The sequence below is a fragment of the Candidatus Mycobacterium wuenschmannii genome (assembly GCF_030252325.1).
In the GTDB taxonomy this organism is placed as follows: Bacteria; Actinomycetota; Actinomycetes; order Mycobacteriales; family Mycobacteriaceae; genus Mycobacterium; species Mycobacterium wuenschmannii.
In genome coordinates, this window is the sequence record NZ_CP126981.1 from 966571 (window position 1) to 988252 (window position 21682).

The following is a 21682-nucleotide window of genomic DNA, read 5'->3' on the forward strand; positions in this document are numbered from 1 at the left end:
CACGCGACTATGCTTTTCGTCGTGGCAAGACGCGGAAAGATCGTCTGTACTCTCGGTCCGGCCACCAGCTCCGACGAGTCGGTCCGGGCTCTGGTCGAAGCCGGCATGGATGTCGCGCGACTCAACTTCAGCCACGGCGACTACAGCGACCACAAGGCCTCCTACGATCGCGTGCGCGCAGCCTCGGACGCGACCGGTCGCGCGGTCGGTGTGCTCGCGGATTTGCAGGGCCCCAAGATCAGGCTCGGCCGCTTCGCTGACGGACCGACGTACTGGGCCGATGGCGAGAGCGTGCGGATCACTGTCGCGGACTGCGCGGGCAACCACGATCGCGTCTCCACCACCTACAAGCAACTCGCGCAAGACGCGGTGCCCGGCGACCGGGTGCTGGTCGACGACGGCAACGTCGGTCTGGTGGTCGAGCACATCGACGGCGACGACGTGGTCTGCCGTGTCACCGAGGGCGGCCCGGTCAGCAACAACAAGGGCATGTCGCTTCCGGGCATGAGTGTCTCCGCGCCGGCGCTGTCGGAGAAGGACATCGACGACCTCGAGTTCGCGATGCATCTGGGTGTCGACATGGTGGCGCTGTCTTTCGTGCGTTCGCCGTCGGACGTCGAGCTGGTCCACGAGGTGATGGACCGGGTAGGCCGGCGGGTGCCGGTGATCGCCAAGCTCGAAAAGCCGGAAGCGATCGACAACCTCGAAGCCGTGGTCTTGGCGTTCGACGCGGTGATGGTCGCGCGCGGTGACCTCGGAGTCGAACTGCCGCTGGAAGAAGTTCCGCTGGTGCAGAAGCGGGCTATCCAAATGGCAAGGGAGAACGCCAAACCCGTGATCGTGGCGACGCAGATGCTCGAGTCCATGATCGAGCACTCGCGCCCGACCCGCGCCGAGGCATCCGATGTTGCGAACGCCGTCCTCGACGGCGCGGACGCGGTGATGCTGTCCGGCGAGACATCGGTCGGCAAATATCCGCTTGCGGCCGTCCAGACGATGTCTCGAATCATCTGTGCGGTGGAAGAGAATTCGACGGCGGCGCCGCCACTGACCCACGTCCCGCGTACCAAGCGCGGCGTGATCAGCTACGCCGCCCGCGACATCGGCGAGCGGCTCGACGCCAAGGCTCTGGTGGCCTTCACCCAGTCCGGCGACACTGTCCGACGGCTGGCCCGCCTGCACACGCCGCTGCCGCTGCTGGCGTTCACCCCACTGCCGGAAGTGCGCAGCCAGCTCGCGATGACCTGGGGGACCGAGACGTTCATCGTCGGGATCATGCAGACCACCGACGGGATGATCCGCCAGGTGGACAAGTCGCTGCTGACGCTCGGCCGCTACAAGCGCGGCGACTTGGTGGTGATCGTCGCGGGCGCGCCGCCCGGCACGGTCGGCTCGACGAACCTGATTCACGTGCACCGCATCGGCGAAGAGGACGTCTGAGCCCGCTGACTAGGCTGTCCCGGTGTCTGACTTCGACGAGCTGATGGCGGTGCTGGACCTGCAGGGCACGGGCGACGACGTGTTCGCCGGAGTCCAACCCAGCAAGAACCCACCTCGGACGTTCGGCGGGCTGATGATGGCGCAGTCCTTTGTGGCCGCCAGCCGCACGCGGACCCGCGACCTCCCGCCCAACGCATTGTCGGCGCATTTCATCAACGGCGGCGACATCGACAAACCTTTGGAGTTTCGGGTCGTCCGGCTGCGCGACGAGCGCCGCTTCGCCAACCGCCGGGTCGATGTGTGGCAGGCCGGAATCCTGCTGACGACGGTGTTCGTCTCGTATCTGGCCGGCGGCCGCGGCTTGGAGCACAGCGTCGAGCCGCCCGACGTGGCGGACCCGGACGACGTGCCCCCGCTCAAGGAGCGGCTGCAGGGCTACGAAGACCGGGTGCCGCTATTCGTCAACGCGTTGCAGCCCATCGAGTGGCGTTACACCAACGACCCGTCCTGGGTGATGCGCGACAAAGGCAATCAGCTTGATTACAACCGGGTTTGGGTCAAGGCCGACGGCATGCTGCCCGACGATCCGGTGCTCCACACCGCGACGTTGCTGTATTCGTCGGACACCACCGTGCTGGACTCGATCATCACCCGCCACGGACTGTCGTGGGGATATGACCGCATTTTCGCCGCGACGGTCAATCACTCGGTCTGGTTCCACCGGCAGGTGGATTTCAACGACTGGGTGTTGTATTCCACGTCCTCGCCGGTGGCGGCGGACTCCCGGGGGCTCGGGTCGGGACACTTCTTCGATCGCACTCGGCGGCCGGTGGCCACCGTGGTGCAGGAGGGCCTGGTGAAGTATTTCCCCGACAAGCGTTAAGGCCGTGTGACAGAGCGGCTTCAGGAACCTGACGGGGGCGTCAGGGTGACGCTCAACCGGTCTTGGACGGTGCGCCGGAACTGATCTGCGCAGTGCTGTTCGGCGACCTGGTTTTCTCCGGCCTTCTGCACGCAGTCGATGTAATCGTCGCCGCGGACGTCGTTCCAGACCGTCGTCCAGATCGCAATGAACGCGAGGCCGACGACAATGGCCAAGCCGCCCAACACGATCCCGGCAATCGCGACTCCACCATTGTCGGCGACACCGCGCTTGACCCGACCGCGCGCCATCACGCCCAGGACCACCGCAACCGCGCCCAGGGCGATCGGGGCGAAGACGGTTGCGACGCTCAGCAACCCGACGACCGCAAGCACCAGCGCGGCGATTCCGAGACCGTTCTTCGCCGCTGACGGCTGGGGCGCGGCGTACTGGGGCGGGTACGGATACAGCGGCCCGGTGTGCGGCGCTCCTGCGGCGCTGTCCCGTCTAACCGGCTGGTCCGGCGATCCGGTCATGGCTCGCTCTCTGATCGGAGACATGGACGACTCTCAGTCAGAATACGCGGTGGCACGGACCTCCAAGACGCATTTCGGGCTTACCGCACAACCCAATTCACCGTTTTGACGGCCACGCGCAGTCGGTCACTCGGCGTGTGGCTGCCCTGCGGTCAGAATCTTCTCCGCCCGCCGCGACGCGTTGCGAATACCGATTGACGACACGACCTCGAAGATCCCGATGACGATCAACCAGATGGCCACGATCAACGTCAAGATCTCGATGGTCTCCAGGGGTGACCCCAACATCACGACGCCGGCCAGCAGGCTGACCAGTCCGAGGAAGATCTGCCACCCGCGACCGGGCAGATTCGGATCACTGATGGCCGATATCGACGTCGCGACTCCGCGGAAGATGAACCCGACACCGATCCAGATGGCAAGCAGCAGAATCGCATAGCCCTGACCGAAGTGGCGGAAACACAGCACCGCCAGCACCAACGAGGCGGCGCCGCTGATGAAGGACAGCACACGTCCGCCTGCCGAGACGTGCAGTGCGAAGGCGAAGAAAACTTGCGCGGCGCCGGTGACCAGCAGGTAGATGCCGAACAACGCGGCCGCGATGATGATGGAGTGCTCGGGCAGAACGTAGACCAGGACGCCCAGAGTCAGTGTGAGAATGCCGGAGAGCAGGGTCGACTTCCACAGGTGCGGCAACAACTTTGGAGCAGCAGTGGTTTCCATCCCGCGATTTTCCCACAAACCGCGGTCAGGGTGGGAGGTTTAGGTGGCGTCATGCGCCGACGGTCTGCGGCGCTTCGGCGCGGACGTCGCCGGAACCCGCGTCGGGCTTGCGGCCGACGAGATACCAGGTGCGCATGCGCCCTTTGCCTTTGATCTCGATGTCGCCGCGCGCGCGCAGCGTGAAGTCGTCTTTGAGTCGGAGGTAGACGTCTTCCGGAACCTGGATGCAGCCGACCGAATCGGTCGATTCCATCCGCGAGGCCACGTTGACCGCGTCACCCCATACGTCGTAGAAGAATCGGCGTGATCCGACCACGCCGGCGACGACGGGCCCACGCGCTAAGCCAATTCGCAGCGGCAGGGGGTCGCCGCGGGAATCCTTCAGTGCGCGTACGACTTCGGCCATGTCGATGGCGAAGTCGGCCAACGCCTCCACGTGATCGGCGCGTGGTTCCGGGACGCCGCTGACCACCATGTAGGAGTCGCCGCTGACTTTGATCTTCTCCAGACCATGCTTGTCGACCAGGGCATCGAAGTCGCCATAGAGCTTGTCCAGGAACAGGATCAACTGATCGGGAGGCATGTCGCTGGCACGTTCGGTGAATCCGGCGATGTCGGCGAACAGCACCGAGGCATCCTCGTACTTGTCGGCAATGATGTTGCGCGCCGGGTCTTTCAGACGCTCCGCGACGCTGGCGGGCAAGATGTTGGCCAGAAGCGCTTCGGAGCGTTCGTATTCCACTTCCATCGCGGCCTCGGCGCGAACGATCTCGCGCACCGCATACCAGACGGTCGTCACCACCATGATGCACGCGGAGATCGTGGTGACGACGAAGCTCAGCGACAGCGCCCACAGCGGCTGGGCGCCGGTGTTGCGGGGGACCAGGAACTGGAGCGTGATGACCATCCCGGCGGCGATCGCCGCCAGAACGGAGGCGAGGAAAATGCGGTCCACGCCCAACTGCAGCACCACCAGGCAGGCCGCGACGAGGAAGTAGAACTGCAGTCCCGATCCGGTGCCGACGAACCAGCAGATCGCGAAGATCGACAGGTACGCGGTGCAGATGAATGTCATCGGCGGGAGCAGTTCGCCGAAGCGGTGCAATAAGGGCACCGAGGCGTAGATCGCGGCGCCGACGATGTTGATGAAACCCGTCCACCACAGGTTGGGCGAGGCGAACACCTGCACGAAGCCGAAGCCGGCGCTGATGAACACGGCCATCGCCGCGGTGAGGTTCAGGATGCGGCGACGCCGCTCGACGCGTTCGATGTAGACCTGGCTGCGAGCACGGGGGTATGCCCGTACTGCCTCCACGCAATCCGGTGATCGCCGCGAACCCGCTGGTTGCTGGGCGGCGCACCGCTTAGCCACCACGTCGAAAGCCTAACCGCTCGGCAGAAACCTGTGTGGTGGGTCGGACTGACGCGCTGTGAGCGGCGCTAGATCTGTGCGGTTACAAGGTCTGAGAAGTAGGTCCCGAACAGTTCGAAGTTTCCGAACGGGGTGATGAGCAGGTCGGACACGCCGGGGTCGGCGAAAGTGAGGCCGGGAATGGCGCCGACGGGGATGTTGATCCATTCGTTTGCGAACCCGCCGCCGAAGTCCATCAGGTCTATCTCGGTGTTGTCCGGCAGGAAAGGGATACCGACCGTGCCGAATTCACCGTTCAAATTAGTGAGGAAGTCGTTATTCGTGAACGAGCCGAAGGTTGTCTGGGTGTCGACACCGAAGACATTGAAGGTCACGTTGTCAGGCAGGCCCGCAATCGTCCAGCTCTCGTTGCCCTGCAGCACGTCGATCAGCGGGGGATAACCCAGCGCACTAGTGGCGTCGAAGCTCGAAAGGTTGGGAATCAGGTACTCGTCTATAGGTGCCGCCGACGCGCTCCCGGCCGAGATCATCGCTGCAACGCTGAAGGCGCCGGCGGCCGCAGCGACGCCGGTCAGAACTACGAATCGCGGTGTGTTCATGTCCGGAAACCTCTTGTCTGTGATCTAGGTGTTGATTAGCTAAGTGTTTGCTGAGTGCAACGTAATCAACGCTTTGGACCGAAGGCAATAAGGGATTTCCCTTGTATTTGGACCCCTACGGATTACGTAGGTCGCTGGGGGAGCAAGGCATCATGCGCCGGCCGCGGATTCGGTCACGTCAGGTGGCCGCGATCGGAAGCGGCTCAACCGCTAAGACTTGGAGTGCCCTCGGTGAGATTCGAACTCACACTGCACGGGTTTTGAATCCGTTTCCTCTGCCAGTTGGGATACGAGGGCCTGCTCAACTACGGCCTCCCACCATAGAGGATTGGCCGGTGCGAGCCGACTCACAGCCCCGCAGTCGAGGTTTCGCGCGGTTCACGACAGAATGTTCACCATGACCGACGACGCCGCCATCACCCCGCACCGGGTCCTCATCGCCGAAGATGAGGCCCTGATCCGGCTCGACCTGGCCGAGATGCTGCGCGAAGAGGGCTATGAAATCGTCGGCGAGGCCGGCGACGGCCAAGAGGCCGTCGAATTGGCCGAGCAACTCAAGCCCGATCTGGTGATCATGGACGTCAAGATGCCGCGCCGCGACGGCATCGACGCCGCCGCCGAGATCGCCTCCAAGCGGATCGCGCCGATCGTTGTGCTGACCGCGTTCAGCCAGCGCGATCTGGTCGAGAAGGCGCGTGACGCCGGCGCGATGGCTTACCTGGTCAAGCCGTTCACGATCTCAGACCTGATCCCGGCAATCGAGGTGGCGCTCAGTCGATTCAGCGAAATCCGCGCGCTGGAACTCGAAGTCGAGACACTGTCGGACCGCCTGGAGACCCGCAAGCTCGTCGAGCGGGCCAAGGGTCTGCTGCAGGCCAATCAGGGCATGACCGAGCCCGAGGCGTTCAAGTGGATTCAGCGCGCGGCGATGGACCGGCGCACCACCATGAAGCACGTCGCCGAGGTTGTCCTGGAGACGCTGGACAACGTGAAGGACGCCAAGAGCTGACATCAGTCGCGGTCGTGATGGCAGACCGCTTCCAGCATGAAGCCGAACGGATCCAGCCAGAACGTCGCAAAATAAGGCGGCGGGTACTGCGGGAACGACTGCGGCTCGTGCAAGACTTCGCCGCCGTGGCTTGAGGCCCACTCATGCACCGCGCGGACCGCCGACCGCGTCTTCACCATGAAGGCCACATGCTGCAGTCCCGTTCGCTGACGCGAATATTCGCCGGATTCCGTTGTCGGATAGAGGAATACGAAAGTGCCCGGCTTCCCGTCGGTCGGCCGGAACGCGATCTGGTCGTCGACGTCGAGGAAAACGTCGAAGCCGACGAGCGGCATCAGCTCGCGGTAATACCGCCTGGCCGCCGGCAGGTCGGGCACGTTCAGACCGACGTGTCCCAGCATGGCTAGCGCGCGACGATCACCGAGGAGCCGTGACCGAACAGGCCCTGGTTCGCGGTGACGCCGACCGTGGCGCCCTCCACCTGCCGACCGGTGGCCTGACCGCGCAACTGCCAGGTCAATTCGCAGACCTGCGCGATCGCCTGGGCGGGAATGGCCTCGCCGAAGCACGCCAGCCCACCGGACGGGTTGACCGGCACCTTGCCGCCGATCGTCGTCGCGCCGCTGCGCAGCAACCCCTCGGCCTCACCCTTCGGGCACAGCCCAAGGTGTTCGTACCAGTCGAGTTCGAGCGCGGTGGACAGGTCGTACACCTCGGCCAGGCTGACATCCTCGGGCCCAATGCCCGCCTCGGCGTAGGCCGCATCGAGGATCTGGTCCTTGAAGACCCGCTCCGGCGCCGGCGCCACGGCGGTGGAATCCGTTGCGATGTCAGGTAATTCGGGGAGATGCTGCGGATACTGCGGGGTCACCGTGCTCACCGCACGCACCGACGGCACACCGTCCAGGGAGCCGAGATGCTTGCGGGCGAAGTCCGCGCTCGCCACGATCAGCGCGGCCGCGCCGTCGGAGGTGGCGCAGATGTCGAGCTGCCGCAGCGGGTCGCTGACGACCGGGCTGGCCAGCACGTACTCGACCGCGGATTCCTTGCGGTAGCGAGCATTCGGGTTCTGCAGGCCGTGTTGGGAGTTCTTCACCTTCACCTGTGCGAAGTCTTCCGACGTCGCCCCGTAGAGGTCCATTCGGCGGCGGGCCAGCAGCGCGAAGTAGACCGGGTTCATCGCACCGATGAGGTGGAAGCGCTGCCAGTCCGGATCGTTCTTGCGCTCACCGCCGACCGGGGCGAACGCGCCCTTCGGGGTGGTGTCGGCGCCGATCACCAGCGCGACGTCGCAGAATCCGGCCAGGATGTGGGCGCGGGCGCTCTGCAGTGCCTGCGACCCACTGGCGCAGGCGGCGTAGCTGGAGCTGACCGGCACGCCGTTCCAGCCGAGTTTCTGCGCGAACGTCGAACCGGCGATGAAGCCGGGGTAGCCGTTGCGGATGGTATCGGCGCCGGCGACCAGTTGGATCTGGCGCCAGTCCAGGCCCGCCTCGGCCAGCGCGGCGCGCGCGGCAACCACGCCGTATTCGGTGAAGTCGCGGCCCCATTTGCCCCACGGGTGCATGCCCGCGCCCAGGATGTACAGCGGTTCCGGACTCATGACGCCACCTTCCACGCGTGGACGAGACGCTCGACGCCGTCGTCGTCGGTGTACAGGGTCATGGTGGCCAGTTCCATCTCCATGCCGACCTTCAGATCGGCGGCGAGGGTTCCCTCGACGACCTTGCCCAGCACGATGATGCCCTCGTCTTTGAGTTCCACCGCGGCGATCGCGAACGGCTCGAACGGATCCGGGGCGGGGTAGGGCTTCGGCGGCGGGTAGCGATTCTCTGTGTAGCTCCACAGCGTGCCGCGGCGTGACAACGCGACGGCCTCTAGTACGTCGCTGTCGCAGGCCGGATTGGGGCAGTTGTTCTCCCGCGGCGGGAAAACGTAGGTGCCGCACTTGGGACACTTACTGCCGATCAGGTGGGGCGTTTCGGCGTCTTCGGTGGCGAACCACCCGTCGATGGCCGGTTCTTGACTGGTGACCTCGGGCACCGGGCCAGCCTACCCAGCCGCGGCGCGAAACTGAAACGTGTTGCAGTTCGATGCGAGCGGCGATGAGTTCTGCGCCCCGCGGGTGTCATTCCCGTGCAGGTAATGGACATACGCAAGGAGAGTCGATGGTCATCGTCGCCGGATACCTGGTGGTGGAGTCTTCGCAGCGCGATCGCTATCTGCAGGAGTGCGTAGACGTCGTCGAGCAGGCCCGCCACGCGCACGGCTGCCTCGACTTCGCGATCACCGCGGACCTGGTCGAATCGAATCGCATTGCCATCTTCGAACGCTGGCAGTCGCGGGCGGACGCCGAGAAATTCCGCGGCAGCGGACCCAGCGACGAGCAGCACGAGACGATCATCTCGGCGTCGGTCTGCGAATACGAGGTGACCGGCCAGCGGTCCCTGACCTGATGTCGTGAGGTGTGCCTAGAGTTGACGCCGTGAGCCCAGCCAGGACCGCGACCAAGAAAACAGAGGCCGGCAAAGCCGCCGACGAGAAGCCGACGTTGATGCTGCTGGACGGCAACTCGCTGGCCTACCGGGCGTTCTTCGCGCTCCCGGCCGAGAACTTCAAGACGCAGGGCGGCCTGACCACCAACGCCGTGTACGGGTTCACCGCGATGCTGATCAACCTGCTGCGCGACGAGGCCCCCACCCACGTCGCCGCCGCGTTCGACGTGTCGCGGCAGACCTTCCGCTCCGAGCGGTATCCGGAGTACAAGGCCAACCGGTCGACCACCCCGGACGAGTTCCGCGGCCAGATCGACATCACCAAGGAAGTGCTTGTCGCACTGGGCATTACGGTGCTCGCCGAGCCGGGCTTCGAGGCCGACGACCTGATCGCCACCCTGACCACCCAGGCCGAGAACGAGGGCTATCGGGTGCTGGTGGTCACCGGTGACCGCGACTCGCTGCAGCTGGTCACCGACGACGTCACCGTGCTGTATCCGCGCAAGGGCGTCAGCGAGCTGACCCGGTTCACGCCGGAGGCAGTCGTCGAGAAGTACGGCTTGACGCCCGCGCAGTACCCCGACTTCGCGGCGTTGCGCGGCGACCCGAGCGACAACCTGCCCGGCATCCCAGGTGTCGGTGAGAAGACCGCGTCCAAGTGGATCATCGAGTACGGATCACTGCAGGCGCTGGTCGACGATGTCGAGTCGGTACGCGGCAAGGTCGGTGACGCGCTGCGGGCGAATCTGTCCAGCGTGGTGCTCAACCGCGAGCTCACTGATCTGGTGCGCGACGTGCCGCTGGCGCAGACGCCCGACACGCTGCGCATGCAGCCGTGGGACCGCGACCAGATCCACACGCTGTTCGACCAGCTGGAATTCCGGGTGCTGCGCGACCGGCTGTTCGACACCCTGGCCGCCGTCGAGCCGGAAGTCGACGAGGGATTCGACGTGCGCGGGGGAGCGCTGGAGCCCGGCACCGTCGCGCAATGGCTCACCGATCACGCCTCCGACGGCCGCCGCGCCGGCCTCGCGGTGGTGGGCACGCACCTGCCCTACGGCGGCGACGCGACGGCGCTGGCCATCGCCGCGGCGGATGACGAGGGTGCCTTCGTCGACACGACAACCCTGACGCCCGAAGACGATTCGGCCCTGGCGGCCTGGCTCGCCGACGCGGGCAAGCCGAAGGCTTTGCACGAGGCGAAGCTTGCGATCCACGACCTGGCCGGTCGCGGCTGGACGCTGAACGGCGTCAGCTCCGACACCGCGCTGGCCGCCTACCTGGTGCGCCCCGGACAGCGCAGCTTCACCCTCGACGATCTGTCGCTGCGCTACCTCCGTCGGGAGTTGCGCGCGGAAACATCGGAACAGCAACAACTTTCGCTGCTCGACGACAGCGACGGCGTCGACGAGCAGGCCGTGCAGACCGCGGTGCTACGCGCCCGCGCCGTGGTCGACCTCGCCGACGCCCTCGACGCTGAACTCGAGCGCATCGACTCCACCAAGCTGCTGGCCGAGATGGAGTTGCCCGTGCAGCGGGTGCTGGCGGCCATGGAATCCATCGGCATCGCCGTCGACCTGGACCAATTGAGTTCGCTGCAAAGCCAATTCGGCGACCAGATCCGCGACGCCGCCGAGGCGGCCTACGCCGTGATCGGCAAGCAGATCAACCTCGGCTCGCCCAAACAGCTGCAGGTGGTCCTGTTCGACGAGCTGGAAATGCCCAAGACCAAGCGCACCAAGACCGGCTACACCACCGACGCCGACGCGCTGCAGACGCTGTTCGACAAGACCGGACATCCGTTCCTGCAACACCTACTCGCGCATCGCGACGTCACGCGGCTGAAGGTGACCGTCGACGGGCTGCTGAATGCCGTTGCCGGCGATGGCCGCATCCACACCACGTTCAACCAGACCATCGCGGCGACCGGCCGGCTCTCGTCCACCGAGCCCAACCTGCAGAACATCCCGATCCGCACCGACGCCGGACGGCAGATCCGCGACGCGTTTGTGGTGGGCAAGGGTTACACCGAGGTGATGACCGCCGACTACAGCCAGATCGAAATGCGGATCATGGCGCACCTGTCCAAGGACGAAGGGCTCATCGAGGCGTTCAACACCGGTGAGGATCTGCACTCGTTCGTCGCGTCTCGGGCGTTCGGCGTGCCGATCGACGAGGTCACCGCCGAACTGCGGCGCCGGGTCAAGGCGATGTCCTATGGCCTGGCCTATGGGTTGAGCGCCTATGGGTTGTCCGCCCAGCTGAAGATCTCCACCGAAGAAGCCAAAGAGCAGATGGATCAGTACTTCGCCCGATTCGGTGGCATCCGCGATTACCTGCACAACGTCGTCGAGCAGGCCCGCAAGGACGGCTACACCTCGACCGTGTTCGGCCGCCGGCGCTATCTGCCCGAGTTGGACAGCAGTAACCGCAACGTCCGGGAGGCCGCCGAGCGGGCCGCGCTCAACGCGCCGATCCAGGGCAGCGCCGCCGACATCATCAAGGTGGCAATGATCGAGGTCGACGAGGCGCTCACGGAGGCCGGCCTGACATCGCGGATGCTGCTACAGGTTCACGACGAGCTGTTGTTCGAGGTCGCCGAGGGCGAACGCGACCAACTCGAGGCGCTGGTGCGCGACAAGATGGGCGGTGCGTACCCGCTTGACGTGCCATTGGAGGTCTCGGTGGGCTACGGACCGAGCTGGGACAGCGCCGCGCATTAGCCTCCGGACGCGAGCCGATCCCGCGACGCCGGTGGGGCGGGTTTGGCCTGCATAGGCCTAGTCGAGTAGCCTTGAAAGGTAGTCCGGCCGCCATTGGCGGACTTTCGAATTGAAATCAGCATTGTCCCTACGACCTCAACCTGTCCGGAGCAACCCAACAATATGCCGAGTCCCACCGTCACCTCGCCGCAAGTAGCCGTCAACGACATTGGCTCGAGCGAGGATTTTCTCGCCGCCATCGACAAAACAATCAAGTACTTCAACGATGGCGACATCGTCGAAGGGACCATCGTCAAGGTTGACCGTGACGAAGTCCTACTTGACATCGGTTACAAGACCGAAGGCGTCATTCCTTCCCGCGAACTGTCCATCAAGCACGATGTCGACCCCAACGAGGTCGTTTCCGTGGGCGATGAGGTCGAAGCCCTGGTCCTCACCAAGGAGGACAAAGAAGGCCGTCTGATCTTGTCCAAGAAGCGTGCTCAGTACGAGCGCGCCTGGGGCACCATCGAGGCTCTCAAGGAAAAGGACGAGGCCGTCAAGGGCACCGTCATCGAGGTCGTCAAGGGTGGTCTGATCCTCGACATCGGTCTCCGCGGCTTCCTGCCCGCGTCGCTCGTCGAGATGCGTCGCGTCCGCGATCTGCAGCCGTACATCGGCAAGGAGATCGAGGCCAAGATCATCGAGCTGGACAAGAACCGCAACAACGTGGTGCTGTCGCGGCGCGCCTGGCTGGAGCAGACTCAGTCCGAGGTGCGCAGCGAGTTCCTCAACCAGCTGCAGAAGGGCGCCATCCGCAAGGGTGTCGTGTCCTCGATCGTCAACTTCGGCGCGTTCGTCGACCTCGGCGGTGTCGACGGTCTGGTGCACGTGTCGGAGCTCTCCTGGAAGCACATCGACCACCCGTCCGAGGTCGTGCAGGTCGGCGACGAGGTCACCGTCGAGGTGCTCGACGTCGACATGGACCGCGAGCGGGTTTCGTTGTCGCTCAAGGCAACTCAGGAAGACCCGTGGCGTCACTTCGCCCGCACCCACGCCATCGGTCAGATCGTGCCCGGCAAGGTCACCAAGCTGGTGCCGTTCGGTGCGTTCGTCCGCGTCGAGGAGGGCATCGAAGGCCTGGTGCACATCTCCGAGCTGGCTGAGCGCCACGTGGAGGTGCCCGACCAGGTGGTCGCCGTCGGCGACGACGCGATGGTCAAGGTCATCGACATCGACCTCGAGCGCCGTCGGATCTCGCTGAGCCTCAAGCAGGCCAACGAGGACTACACCGAGGAGTTCGACCCGGCCAAATACGGCATGGCCGACAGCTACGACGACCAGGGCAACTACATCTTCCCCGAGGGCTTCGACGCCGAAACCAACGAATGGCTCGAAGGTTTCGACACGCAGCGCACCGAGTGGGAGGCCCGCTACGCCGAGGCGGAACGTCGTCACAAGATGCACACCGCGCAGATGGAGAAGTTCGCCGCTGCCGAGGCCGAAGAGGCCGCCCGTCCGCAGTCCAGCAGCTCGTCGAGCGACGACGCGCCCACCGGTGGCTCCCTGGCCAGCGATGCGCAACTCGCCGCGCTGCGGGAGAAGCTGGCAGGCAGCGCCTAACAGTCAGACCCTCGCGGACGCCCCGGCTCATCCGAGTCGGGGCGTTCGTCGTTCGCGGGCTTTGACAGACTGGTGCCGTGCTGCGCATAGGCCTGTCCGGCGGTATCGGCGCCGGGAAGTCGACCGTCTCGTCCACCTTCAACGATCTCGGCGGCATCGTCGTCGACGGCGATGTGATCTCCCGCGAAGTCGTCGAGCCGGGCACCGATGGCCTGGCCAAGCTGGTCGAGGCGTTCGGCGAGCAGATCCTGGCCGACGACGGCTCGCTCAACCGGCCGGCCCTGGCCGCGATCGCGTTCAGCGATGAGGAGAAACGTCAGACGCTGAACGGGATCGTGCATCCGCTGGTCGGCAAGCGCCGGGCCGAGTTGATCGAAAGTGCAGAGAACGACCTGAAAAATCCAGTGATCGTCGAAGACATTCCGCTGCTCGTGGAATCCGGTATGGCACCGATGTTTCCGTTGGTGATCATCGTGAACGCCGATGAGGATCTGCGGGTCAAGCGGCTGATCGAGCACCGGGGGTTCAGCGAGGAGGATGCGCGGGCCCGCATCGCCGCGCAGGCGAGCGAGGAGCAGCGCCGCGCGGTCGCCGACGTCTGGCTCGACAACACCGGCAGCACAGACGAATTGGTGGCCCAGGCTCGGGCCCTGTGGCACGACCGAATCCTGCCGTTCGAGCAGAACCTCGACGCCGGGGAACCGGCCCGCCCGCGGCCGGTGCTGGTGCCTTACGACCCGTCGTGGCCGGAGCAGGCCCGGCGCGTGGTGGCGCGCCTGAAGACGGCGTGTGGGCATCACGCTGTCCGCATCGACCACGTCGGGTCGACGGCGGTCGAGGGCCTCGACGCCAAGGACGTCATCGACATTCAGGTGACGGTCGCCTCGCTGGACGTCGCCGACGAGATCGCCGAGGCGTTGACCACCGCGGGCTACGTGCGACTGCCGATCACCACTGACGTGGGGAAGCCGGACGCCCGCAGCACCGTCGCGGAGTTCGACCACTCCGACGATGCGGCGTTGTGGCAGAAGCGGATTCATGCGTCCGCCGACCCGGGCCGGCCCACCAACGTCCACGTGCGCGTGGACGGATGGCCCAATCAGCAGTTCGCGCTGCTGTTCGCCGACTGGCTGACAGCCAATCCCGATGCGCGGCAGCGCTATCTGGCCGTCAAGCGAGACGCCCAAGGCGCCGTCGACGTCGCCGGCTATGCCGACGCCAAGGAGCCGTGGCTGCTCGAGGCCTACCGCGAGGCGTGGACGTGGGCGGACGACACGAGTTGGCGCGCTAAGGGGTAGCGGGCAGCGGTGCGCCGCAAGCCACGACGCCGTTCATCGGGTCGGCGCTGCCCGGTGCGGGATGGGCCTGTTGGTCGACCTGCACGAATATCTTGTCGTCGACGTCGATTTCACAGTGCACGTTGGCGCCGTAGGGCCACTTGACCGCGACCTGCATGCCGGCATGCCGTGGGTCCGGGAGTACCGCACTGGCCTGAAAAGCGTTGCCCGGCAACGCACTCAGCTGGGCCATGTTGGTCTGGTTCTCCGCGGTGATGAACGTCGCCTGGCTACCCGGCGCCACGCCGTCGACGCGCGCGATGTAGGTGATGTTGTGCTGATCCGCCCGCGCGATCGCGGGGTTCAGCGACGTGCAGGCCATCGCCGCAACGACCACCAACCCTGTCTGCATCCTGCCCATGACCGGACAGATTACCGTTAGCCCTTGAGTCGGTTCGCCGCGTCGGCGGCGTCGTCAGGCCGCCTTACCAGCAGCCACGTTTCCTGGTCGCCGTCGCGAACCCGGGTCAACGCATAGTCACCGTGCAGCTTCTCGCCGTCCAGCAGGAACGACAGATGTCCGACGCCCAGGCAGGTCGCCATCTCGTGTGCGGTCTTGTTGGCGTAAGTGCCGCTGTCCCAGATGATTACTGCGTCGCTGCCGTCGCCATCGTCATCGATCACACCGTCTTCGAGCGGATGATCCTCGATCCGTCGCGCCATCCGCCGCTCCTGCGGGTTGACCGCCGGACCCCGTGGGATGGCCCAGGACACCAGCACACCGTCGATTTCCAGCCTGAAGTCGTAGTAGTTATCTCGCGCCGCGTGGTGCTGGATGACGAAGCGGGGTCCGCTGTTGCCTGGTCGTCGTCCGCGCGGCCTGCCGGTCCGCCGCTGAGGGCGGTGGTTGTTCAAAGGCATCTGTGGCTCGTACCCACTGGCCACCACTTCGGAAACTGCACATCGGCTGTGCCGAAGGTTTACGTCGTTAACCAACCGGATATTAGACGCGTGTTAGAAAGGAGCCTCGATATGGCCATCTGGGTATGGATCGTGATCGCCGCCCTCGTCATTGTGGGCATACCCGCACTCATCGTCGGCGTGGGCATCGCCAGGAGTCACGCGACAACCCGGCGTCTGAGGGACCACTACGGCCGCGAGTACGAGCGGTTGTTGTCACAGACGGGTAGCGCAAAGGCCGCCAATCGCGAGTTGGCCGGCCGGGAGCGTCAACGGGACAAGCTCGACATCGTTCCGTTGACGCCGGACGCGCGAACGAACTTCACCAACGGTTGGCACGAGGTTCAAGCCAGCTTCGTCGACAATCCCGCGAGCGCGGTGAACGCCGCCGATCGGCTGGTGACCGAGGTGATGCGCGAAAGAGGTTACCCGGTAGACGATTTCGACCGCCGGGCCGCAGACATCTCAGTGGACCATCCGGAGATCGTCGACGACTACCGTGCCGCCCACACCACCAGCGTGTCCGACGAGGAGGTCAGCACCGAACAGCAGCGCGACGCGTTCGTGCATTACCGCGCACTGTTCGACAAGCTGCTCGCCTGATCGTCACGGACGCCATCCGAGCTGCATGCCCTGGCCGGCGAGCCACCGCCCCAAGTCGTAGTCGTGGCGGGCGAGCCCGTTTACCGCGGCCATCGCCCGGCGGACGGCCCGTTCGCCCACCTCCGGCGCCAGCAGGCCGTGCCGCACCGCCTCGAGCAGCTCGTCCACGTCGGTCAATTCCACTCCCGCGTTGGTCTTGACGACCAGGTCGAGGTAGTGGTCCTCGGAACTCCACTCCTGCGGGCCTGCCGTGTAGTCACCGACGTCGAGGTAGAAGTCCTGGTCGCGTTCGTGGCCGGGATTGAAATGAAAGATGCTGGCGCGCAATCCGAGTGAAGGCAGCAGCCAGGACTCCAGGTAGTGAAATTGCGCACGCCCCGGCGTGGGGCGGGCCATGTACAGGCCCCACGGCCGCACGCTGTACTCGTCGACCTGCCGGACGACGCCCTTGGGGTCGGTGTTGGTGCGGGCGCGCAGGTCGAACGTCTCGTGCTTGGGCGGGTGCATCAGCGCTTGAGCCGAATCTTCCAGCGGACGAAGCACGCGTAGAACACCGTCAGGCCGGCCAGCATGCCCATGTCGAGCAGCCAGAAATGCTTCGTGTGCTGCCAGAACTGGTCCTGAGGGAGCAGGGTGGGCGGCACCAGGTGGCGCAGGTCGACCGTCGAGGCCGCCGCCGCGTACCCCCAACGGGCCGGCATCAGCCAGGACAGCTGGTCGAGGCCGAGCCGACCCGTCACCGGGACCATGCCGCCGCAGAGCACAAGCTGCGCCATCACCGCAACCACGAACAGCGGCATGATCTGCTCGCTGGACCGGACCAGCGAGGAAATCGCCAAGCCCAATACGGCCGAGGCGACACAGGCAGCCGCGACGGTCAGGAACAACTCGCCGGTGGCTCCCACGGTCGAATGGCCCAGCAGCACCGCACCCCGGCTCGGCGCGCCCTTGCCGCCCACCACGATTGCGGTGACGATCGCGGCCTGCAGGATCGCGAACCCGCAGAAGACGAGTGTTTTGGCCAGCAGATACGCCGTCGTCGACAGCCCGACCGCCTGCTCGCGCTGGAAGATGGCCCGCTCGCTGACCAGGTCGCGGATGGTCAGCGCGACGCCCATGAATGCGGCGGCGGGCAGTAGCAATGCGAGGATCTGCGCGGCTTCGTCCGGCGTCCCGTTCGGGGTGGCGGGTTTGAATCCCGTGCTGCCCGGCACGGTCAGTGACAGCGCGCCCAGGATGAACGGCAATAGCGCCAGGAAGACGAAGTAGGCGCGGTCGGCGACGACCAGCCGAACCTGCCGGCGGGCGATCGTGGAGATCTGCCGGGGCACGCTGGTGTGCACCGGCTCGCCGAGGTCGGCCGGCGTGTCCGACTTCTCCGGCGGTTGCGGCTGCTCACGCTCGCGGAACCGGCGATTGGCCTCTTCGGGGTCGGCGCCGACCTGGCTGAAGATCTTGGCCCAGTTGGTCGTGCCCATGACCTCGCCGATGCCGTCCGGCGGGCCGCAGTACGCCATCTTGCCGCCCGGCGCCATCAGCAGCACCTGGTCGCAGACGTCGAGGTAGGACAGCGAGTGGGTCACGACCAGCACCACGCGGCCGGCGTCGGCCAGCTGCCGCAGCATCGTCATGACCTGCAGGTCCAGCGCGGGGTCGAGGCCCGACGTGGGTTCGTCGAGCATCAGCAGTGACGGCCCGGTGAGCAGTTCGAGGGCTACCGACGCGCGCTTGCGTTGCCCGCCGGACAGCTTGTCGACGCGGGTGTCGGCGTGCTTGGTCAGGTCGAGCTCCTCGAGCACCTGCGACACGACTTTGGCGCGGTCGGCTTTGTTGGTGTCCGGCGGCAGCCGCAGCTCGGCGGCGTAGCTCAGCGCCTGATTGACGGTCAATTGCCGATGTACGACGTCGTCCTGCGGGACCATGCCGATCCGGCTGCGCAGCGAGGCGTATTCGGCATGAATGTCGTGGCCCTCGAAGGTGACCGCGCCGCCGCTGGGCGTCGTGTAGCCGGCGATGAGCCGGGCCAGCGTGCTCTTGCCGGCGCCGGATCCGCCGATCACCGCGGTCAGCGTCCCGGGTCGGGCCGTGAGCGAGATGTCGGTGAGCAGTTGTTTGCCATTCTCGACGGTGTACTGCACGTTGCGTACCTCGAGCCCGCCGGTCTGGGTGGCGGCCTCGGTTTCGCTGCGGCGGACCAGCAGGCCGCCGCTGACCACCAGGTCGATGTTGCCGACGGTGACGACGTCGTCTTCGCTGAGGATCGCCGAGCCGACCCGGGTGCCGTTGACGAAGGTGCCGTTGACGCTGGTGTCGCGGATCTCGGTGCCGAGCGGCGTCAGCGTCAGCGTGGCGTGATAGCGCGAGGCCAGCACGTCGGGCACGACGATGTCGTTGTCGGCGGCGCGCCCGATGGTGACCGAGCCGGTCGGCTTGCTCGACGGGGTGGCCCGCGGCGCCAGACGCTTGACGAAGCGGGTGGCGAAGTTTGCGCCCTCGGCGGCGTGGGCGCCCAGCATGGTGACCTCGGTGGGCGGAACACCGGGCAGCGCGGGGGCCGAACGCGCATTGACAACGGTCGCCTGGTCGGGCGGTGGCCCCACCGGGGGGCGTCCGCCCTGCACGGTGGTTGGGTACTCCGACGCCGGGAGCGGACGAGGCGGTGGCGCGGGCCGGACTTGCGGCGGCGGTGGCGGCGGCGGAGCGACCGGCTGGGCCGGCGTCGACCATGTCATCGTCTGCTGTGCGGGTCGCGGGGGACCGCCGACCGGTGGCGGGCCGCCTTTTCCGCGGCGCGAGCCGATCTCGAACGTCAACTGTGGGCCACCGGCATTGCCGATGTTGATGCTCTGGCCGTCGTGGATGTCGACGACGGGCCGGCGATAACCGTTGACGAACGTCCCGTTCACCGAGCCGTTGTCGATGGCGATCCACTTGCCCTGCTCGAAGCGGAGAATCAGGTGTGCCCGCGAAATCCGGGGGTCGGCGATCCGAACATCGGCCCGAACGTCGCGGCCGATGATGACGTCGTGGCCCGGCGCGAACGTCGTTTCTGAGCCGTTGTGCCAAACGGTCAGTACGGGCGGGGCTGGTCGACTCACCACACCAGTATCGACCGCGTAGCGGCATGGATTTGACGGGACGGACTGTGATTCGGCCTTATGGAGCACGCGAGCTGCGACAGAAGACTCGATTCACAGCTGTTTCATAACCGGCACAACGGGAGCGCACCGCGACTGGCGGCATGATCGTCGACGGTGGGTCAGTTCTGTGGGCGCGGCTGCGCCCCGGGGAATGATGAAAACGCCCGGCCCGCAACTGATTCACGATTTCGGTCCGGCCGACGGATGCGGTCGGGGAAAGCGGTGCACCAGACACCAAGCGAGCGAAGTGAGGGGGAGATGTCGATGGACGAGGCGACCAGAGCTACCCAGCGCTGGGACGCCCAGTCGGGGTCACCCGCCGAGCCCGTCGCCTCGCCGCCCCCGCAGCGTCCGCCCAGCCTCTTGGAGCGCGGCTACGCCTCGCTTCCGGATCTCGGCATCACCCGCCTGCTGACGCGGGTGCCGCTGATCGGTTCGCGGCCCTCGCGGCAAGCCGTCGACGTCCGTCGGCCCGCGACGGGTGACCCGTCGGGCAACGCCCTGGCCGCCCCGACGTCGTTCGCCGGGTACACGATCCTGCGGCCGCTGGGTTCCGGCGGGATGGCCGACGTCTATCTGGCCAAGCACCCGCGGTTGCCACGCCGCGACGCCCTCAAGATTCTGAGCGAGGGAACGACCGCCGACGCCGAGTTCCGCGAACGGTTCAACCGCGAGGCGGATCTTGCTGCGACGCTGTGGCATCCGCACATCGTCGCGGTGCACGACCGCGGCGAGTTCGACGGTCACCTCTGGATCGCGATGGATTACGTCGAGGGCACCGACGCGGCCCGGTTGATGCGTGAACGCTTCCGCGGCGGGATGCCCGAGGGCGACGTCTGCGCCATCATCACCGCGGTCTCCGGTGCGCTCGACTACGCCCACGCGCGGGGCCTGTTGCACCGCGACGTGAAGCCCGCGAACATCCTGCTGACCCATCCCGATGAGGATGATCGACGAATCCTGTTGGCGGACTTCGGCGTTGCGCGCCAGCTCGCCGACATCAGTGGCATCACCGAGACCAATGTCGCGGTCGGCACGGTCGCGTACGCAGCCCCCGAGCAACTCGTCGGATCGAACATCGACGGCCGCGCCGACCAGTACGCGCTGGCGGCGTCTGCGTTTCACCTGCTGACCGGTGTGCCGCCGTTCCAGAACTCCAACCCGGTCGCGGTGATCAGCCAGCACCTGCATGCGACTCCGCCGCGGCTCAGCGACTACCGCCCGGATCTGGCGGGCCTCGACGACGTCTTCACCAAGGCGCTCGCCAAGGAGCCCGGCCAGCGCTACGACCGCTGCCGGCTGTTCGCCGCGGCCTTCCGCGACCAGGTCGGCGGCTGTGCGGAGCGGGCCCGTCCACGGGCGGTGCTGCGGCGTCCGCGGACCACGCCCCGCACACGGAAGCTGACACTCAAGACGGGCATCGCGGTGGCGCTGGTACTGGCGATGCTGTCGCTGGCGGTGACCTGGGCGATCTCCTTCTTCTCCTGGGACAACCAGCCGCAGGCGACCACCGCGGCGCCGCCGCGGGTCAGCAAGACGTCGACCTCGGGGTCGGCGCTCGCGGCGCCGCCTCTCAACGGCACGTATCGGCTCGACTACGACCGTTCCAAGCAGACGTCCAACGGCGTCATCCGGACCAATGGCGGTGACACGACGTGGTGGGCGTTCTCGTCGGCCTGTACCGCGGCCGGATGCGCGGCGACCGGCACGAAACTCGACGAGGCCACCCACACCTACGCCAAGAGCACCGGCAGCGGCAACAGCGGCGTCCTGCACTTCGTCGACGGGCACTGGCAGAGCGAGCCGCGGCAGATGCAGGCGCAGTGCCAGAAGGCGCGCGGTGCGCCGATCGTCACGCAGTCCGAGACGGTGGTGTGGTCGCTGACGCCCGAACCCGACGGCACTCTGCGTGGCGTCCAGACCCAGACCGTGCAGAGCAACGAGTGCGGTTCGCAGGGCGCGACGTTGCGCATTCCGGTCGTTGCCTCCCACAGCGGGGGCGTTCCGCCGGACGTGCAGGTCGCCGATCCCGCCGAAGCCGCCAACGAGACGACCGGGCCGATCGGCGCCCCGACTCCGCCGGTGCTCGGTGGCCCCTGCACCGACATCGACAAGGTGGCCTACGACTCGACGTCCAACGAGCAGGTGGTGTGCGAGACCAATGTCTGGGACAGGGCGCCGGTGACCAGCGGCGTGCATCCGGTCGGCACCTCGTGCACCGACACACCGGTGTTCACCATGTCCAAATCGGAAGACGGGCACCTCATCCAGTGCGCCCCCGGCAGCCGCGTCTGGAGCAGCCAGCACAGCTGACCTTGTCGGTGGTGCGCTCTACCCTGGT

20 protein-coding genes and 1 tRNA gene are annotated in these 21682 nt (G+C 66.3%); 9 read left to right on the top strand and 12 right to left on the bottom strand.

Annotated features, from left to right (window positions below; all coding sequences use genetic code 11):
* Positions 1–21 precede the first annotated feature (21 nt).
* Both pyk and PT015_RS04755 read left to right on the top strand, forming a co-directional pair.
* Positions 22–1440, top strand: coding sequence for a pyruvate kinase (gene pyk / locus PT015_RS04750; RefSeq protein ID WP_285189156.1), 1419 nt, complete (start codon positions 22–24; stop codon positions 1438–1440).
* Between the two features lie 43 nt (positions 1441–1483).
* Positions 1484–2323: an acyl-CoA thioesterase II gene (locus PT015_RS04755; protein ID WP_285190926.1), complete on the top strand. Its 840-nt coding sequence runs from the start codon at positions 1484–1486 to the stop codon at positions 2321–2323.
* A gap of 20 nt (positions 2324–2343) precedes the next feature.
* Here PT015_RS04755 and PT015_RS04760 read toward each other — a convergent pair whose 3' ends face one another.
* From PT015_RS04760 to PT015_RS04780, 5 genes are all read right to left on the bottom strand, one after another.
* Positions 2344–2838: a DUF4190 domain-containing protein gene (locus PT015_RS04760; protein WP_285189158.1), complete on the bottom strand. Its 495-nt coding sequence runs from the start codon at positions 2836–2838 to the stop codon at positions 2344–2346.
* Between the two features lie 126 nt (positions 2839–2964).
* Positions 2965–3537, bottom strand: a complete 573-nt coding sequence (locus PT015_RS04765; RefSeq protein ID WP_285190927.1) for an HdeD family acid-resistance protein — start codon at positions 3535–3537, stop codon at positions 2965–2967.
* Positions 3538–3610: 73 nt separating this feature from the next.
* A complete protein-coding gene (locus PT015_RS04770) occupies positions 3611–4936 on the bottom strand; it encodes an adenylate/guanylate cyclase domain-containing protein (RefSeq protein ID WP_285189160.1) in 1326 nt (441 codons plus the stop codon).
* A gap of 65 nt (positions 4937–5001) precedes the next feature.
* The gene (locus tag PT015_RS04775; protein WP_285189162.1) at positions 5002–5532 is read right to left on the bottom strand and encodes a hypothetical protein; all 531 of its coding nucleotides are present in this window, start codon (positions 5530–5532) and stop codon (positions 5002–5004) included.
* A 223-nt stretch (positions 5533–5755) separates the two neighbouring features.
* Positions 5756–5829: transfer RNA gene (locus PT015_RS04780), tRNA-Leu, on the bottom strand.
* 100 nt (positions 5830–5929) lie between these two features.
* On the opposite strand from PT015_RS04780, the gene PT015_RS04785 reads away from it, so the two are divergent.
* Complete coding sequence (locus PT015_RS04785; RefSeq protein WP_285189164.1) at positions 5930–6541, top strand: ANTAR domain-containing response regulator; 612 nt, start codon at positions 5930–5932, stop codon at positions 6539–6541.
* 2 nt (positions 6542–6543) lie between these two features.
* Here PT015_RS04785 and PT015_RS04790 read toward each other — a convergent pair whose 3' ends face one another.
* Genes PT015_RS04790 through PT015_RS04800 form a run of 3 tightly spaced genes read right to left on the bottom strand, consistent with a single transcriptional unit; the run spans position 6544 to position 8584 of the window.
* Complete coding sequence (locus tag PT015_RS04790; protein WP_285189165.1) at positions 6544–6942, bottom strand: VOC family protein; 399 nt, start codon at positions 6940–6942, stop codon at positions 6544–6546.
* Positions 6943–6944: 2 nt separating this feature from the next.
* Positions 6945–8144, bottom strand: coding sequence for a lipid-transfer protein (locus PT015_RS04795; protein ID WP_285189166.1), 1200 nt, complete (start codon positions 8142–8144; stop codon positions 6945–6947).
* On the bottom strand, positions 8141–8584 hold the full coding sequence (locus PT015_RS04800; RefSeq protein WP_285189167.1) for a Zn-ribbon domain-containing OB-fold protein: 444 nt from the start codon (positions 8582–8584) through the stop codon (positions 8141–8143). The genes PT015_RS04795 and PT015_RS04800 overlap by 4 nt, the downstream gene beginning before the upstream one ends.
* Positions 8585–8709: 125 nt before the next feature.
* Between PT015_RS04800 and PT015_RS04805 the strand changes: the two genes are divergently transcribed.
* From PT015_RS04805 to coaE, 4 genes are all read left to right on the top strand, one after another.
* Positions 8710–8997 (top strand): putative quinol monooxygenase, encoded by a 288-nt coding sequence (locus PT015_RS04805; protein ID WP_285189168.1) that lies wholly within the window; start codon positions 8710–8712, stop codon positions 8995–8997.
* 98 nt (positions 8998–9095) lie between these two features.
* Complete coding sequence (gene polA, locus PT015_RS04810) at positions 9096–11759, top strand: DNA polymerase I (protein WP_285190928.1); 2664 nt, start codon at positions 9096–9098, stop codon at positions 11757–11759.
* A gap of 162 nt (positions 11760–11921) precedes the next feature.
* A complete protein-coding gene (gene rpsA, locus PT015_RS04815; protein ID WP_285189169.1) occupies positions 11922–13361 on the top strand; it encodes a 30S ribosomal protein S1 in 1440 nt (479 codons plus the stop codon).
* 77 nt (positions 13362–13438) lie between these two features.
* Complete coding sequence (gene coaE / locus PT015_RS04820; protein WP_285189170.1) at positions 13439–14659, top strand: dephospho-CoA kinase; 1221 nt, start codon at positions 13439–13441, stop codon at positions 14657–14659.
* On the opposite strand, the gene PT015_RS04825 is transcribed toward coaE, so the two are convergent.
* The gene (locus PT015_RS04825; protein ID WP_285189171.1) at positions 14649–15059 is read right to left on the bottom strand and encodes a hypothetical protein; all 411 of its coding nucleotides are present in this window, start codon (positions 15057–15059) and stop codon (positions 14649–14651) included. The two genes, coaE and PT015_RS04825, sit on opposite strands and share 11 nt — an antisense overlap.
* 17 nt (positions 15060–15076) lie before the next feature.
* Entirely contained in the window at positions 15077–15559 is a 483-nt protein-coding gene (locus PT015_RS04830) for a DNA polymerase ligase N-terminal domain-containing protein (RefSeq protein ID WP_285189173.1), read from the bottom strand.
* 111 nt (positions 15560–15670) lie between these two features.
* Here PT015_RS04830 and PT015_RS04835 point away from each other — a divergent pair, with 111 nt between their 5' ends.
* The gene (locus PT015_RS04835; protein ID WP_285189175.1) at positions 15671–16201 is read left to right on the top strand and encodes a hypothetical protein; all 531 of its coding nucleotides are present in this window, start codon (positions 15671–15673) and stop codon (positions 16199–16201) included.
* A 3-nt stretch (positions 16202–16204) separates the two neighbouring features.
* Here the strand turns inward: PT015_RS04835 and PT015_RS04840 are convergent, their stop codons facing one another.
* Positions 16205–16708 (bottom strand): DUF402 domain-containing protein, encoded by a 504-nt coding sequence (locus PT015_RS04840; protein ID WP_285190929.1) that lies wholly within the window; start codon positions 16706–16708, stop codon positions 16205–16207.
* Positions 16708–19299: an ATP-binding cassette domain-containing protein gene (locus PT015_RS04845; RefSeq protein WP_285189177.1), complete on the bottom strand. Its 2592-nt coding sequence runs from the start codon at positions 19297–19299 to the stop codon at positions 16708–16710. The genes PT015_RS04840 and PT015_RS04845 overlap by 1 nt, the downstream gene beginning before the upstream one ends.
* Positions 19300–19605: 306 nt before the next feature.
* Here PT015_RS04845 and PT015_RS04850 point away from each other — a divergent pair, with 306 nt between their 5' ends.
* Positions 19606–21654 (top strand): serine/threonine-protein kinase, encoded by a 2049-nt coding sequence (locus PT015_RS04850; RefSeq protein ID WP_285189179.1) that lies wholly within the window; start codon positions 19606–19608, stop codon positions 21652–21654.
* Positions 21655–21682 lie beyond the last annotated feature (28 nt).

Coding starts and splice junctions, on each gene's coding strand:
- PT015_RS04755 (WP_285190926.1), top strand. CDS start 1,484: ATGGCGGTGCTGGACCTGCAGGGCACGGGCGACGACGTGTTCGCCGGA.
- PT015_RS04760 (WP_285189158.1), bottom strand. CDS start 2,838: ATGACCGGATCGCCGGACCAGCCGGTTAGACGGGACAGCGCCGCAGGA.
- PT015_RS04775 (WP_285189162.1), bottom strand. CDS start 5,532: ATGAACACACCGCGATTCGTAGTTCTGACCGGCGTCGCTGCGGCCGCC.
- PT015_RS04785 (WP_285189164.1), top strand. CDS start 5,930: ATGACCGACGACGCCGCCATCACCCCGCACCGGGTCCTCATCGCCGAA.
- PT015_RS04790 (WP_285189165.1), bottom strand. CDS start 6,942: ATGCTGGGACACGTCGGTCTGAACGTGCCCGACCTGCCGGCGGCCAGG.
- PT015_RS04795 (WP_285189166.1), bottom strand. CDS start 8,144: ATGAGTCCGGAACCGCTGTACATCCTGGGCGCGGGCATGCACCCGTGG.
- PT015_RS04805 (WP_285189168.1), top strand. CDS start 8,710: ATGGTCATCGTCGCCGGATACCTGGTGGTGGAGTCTTCGCAGCGCGAT.
- polA (WP_285190928.1), top strand. CDS start 9,096: ATGCTGCTGGACGGCAACTCGCTGGCCTACCGGGCGTTCTTCGCGCTC.
- rpsA (WP_285189169.1), top strand. CDS start 11,922: ATGCCGAGTCCCACCGTCACCTCGCCGCAAGTAGCCGTCAACGACATT.
- PT015_RS04825 (WP_285189171.1), bottom strand. CDS start 15,059: ATGGGCAGGATGCAGACAGGGTTGGTGGTCGTTGCGGCGATGGCCTGC.
- PT015_RS04830 (WP_285189173.1), bottom strand. CDS start 15,559: ATGCCTTTGAACAACCACCGCCCTCAGCGGCGGACCGGCAGGCCGCGC.
- PT015_RS04835 (WP_285189175.1), top strand. CDS start 15,671: ATGGCCATCTGGGTATGGATCGTGATCGCCGCCCTCGTCATTGTGGGC.
- PT015_RS04840 (WP_285190929.1), bottom strand. CDS start 16,708: ATGCACCCGCCCAAGCACGAGACGTTCGACCTGCGCGCCCGCACCAAC.
- PT015_RS04850 (WP_285189179.1), top strand. CDS start 19,606: ATGGACGAGGCGACCAGAGCTACCCAGCGCTGGGACGCCCAGTCGGGG.